This window comes from Microbulbifer aestuariivivens, from assembly GCF_039545115.1.
GTDB lineage: Bacteria > Pseudomonadota > Gammaproteobacteria > Pseudomonadales > Cellvibrionaceae > Microbulbifer > Microbulbifer aestuariivivens.
In genome coordinates, this window is record NZ_BAABRT010000056.1 from 1 (window position 1) to 1,451 (window position 1,451).

Genomic DNA, 1,451 nt, shown 5'->3' on the forward strand with positions numbered 1-1,451 from the left:
CTAATATCAGTTAGCAAATATTTTTACTATGATGAAAAAATGCATATAGAGAATTGGGCTGTTAGAGAATAATTGGAGGAAAATTGGGGTCAGAGTAACATTCTGACACCATATCCCTCCCGGCAAATCGCCGGTCTCCATGCCTACATGCCTACCTTACCTAGGCTCACATCTGAATAATTGGGGTCAGAGTAACATTCTGACACCCAATCCCTCCCGGCCATTCGCCAGTCTCCTATGCTAATGCCATGTATTCGAGGAGGAATCCATGGCTCGCTTACCCAGAATCGCCCCTGTGGGCGTACCCCAGCATGTTATCCAGCGTGGCAACAACCGGCAGGTGTGTTTTGCTTGTGAGGATGATTTTATTGCTTATGCCGGCTGGTTGCGCGACTACGCGGAGGAATATGCGGTGGAAGTGCATGCATGGGTCTTTATGACCAACCATGTGCACTTGCTGGTGACGCCGTTAGAGGAGCGCGCGGTATCGAAGATGATGCAGGCGCTGGGGCGCATGTATGTGCGCTACTTCAATGGAGCTTACCAGCGCAGCGGCACCTTGTGGGAGGGGCGCTACAGGTCTTGCCTGGTGCAGTCTGAAGACTATTTGCTGCACTGTTACCGCTATATCGAACTGAATCCGGTACGGGCGGGGATGGTGAAAGACCCGGGGAAATACTGCTGGTCCAGCTATGGCACCAACGCCCTTGGTCGTGAGTCCGGGCTGGTGACGCCCCACGAGGAGTATCTGCGGCTGGGGCGCTACCCGAAGCAGCGCCGCGAACGCTACCGCGCCCTGTTTAGCCCGGATAGAGAGCAGCTTGCGGCGGATGATATTGCGCGGTGTACCGATCGCGGTCTGGCTCTGGGGAGCGAGGCGTTCAAGGAGGAGATAGAAGCCCTCTATGACTGCAGGGTAACGCCGGGTGCGGTGGGGCGCCCGCGCACTGCCGGGGTTGTCTAGGGGCTGCAGGCGGTGGTAGTTTGCGGTTTAGACTGTTGTCGCTAGTCGCTCGATTAATCCGCCGCGATACGACAGCTCTTGGGTGATGGGAGCCATTGAAACCCTGAAGCCCACAATGAAACCTGCCTTTAACCCTGCCCTGAACGCCGCCGTGAAGCCTTTGAAGATTCGCCTCCTCACCCATGAGCGCGAGCTTGAGCGGCCGACCAATACCGGCGCCATTGCCATGGCTGCCGCCGGTGATGTGGTCGAGCGGGTGGTATGGCGGCGCAAGCAGCCTGATCCTATGCTGGCAGGACTTGTCGCTAATGGCTCGGCGGCACTGGTTTATCCCCATGCTTATTCTTGCGGCTTTTCTGTATCCTCCGAATCCTCCGAGGCTTGCGGCTTTACAGCCACTAGTCCTGACTCCGCTGCCTATGATGTGTTGATTCTTCTGGACGCCACCTGGCAGGAAGCGCGAAAAATGTTCAACCGCACCGCCTAC

2 protein-coding genes are annotated in these 1,451 nt (G+C 56.4%); both read left to right on the top strand.

Annotated elements, in window-relative coordinates; genetic code table 11:
• Positions 1-268: 268 nt before the first annotated feature.
• Positions 269-964, top strand: a complete 696-nt coding sequence (locus ABEA58_RS14290; RefSeq protein ID WP_345552582.1) for a transposase — start codon at positions 269-271, stop codon at positions 962-964.
• Positions 965-1,049: 85 nt separating this feature from the next.
• Positions 1,050-1,451: DTW domain-containing protein (locus tag ABEA58_RS14295; RefSeq protein ID WP_345552584.1), on the top strand; the 402-nt coding region annotated here is incomplete at its 3' end.

Excerpts from the sequence above, each read along its gene's own strand:
- ABEA58_RS14290 (WP_345552582.1), top strand. The coding sequence starts at position 269 with ATGGCTCGCTTACCCAGAATCGCCCCTGTGGGCGTACCCCAGCATGTT.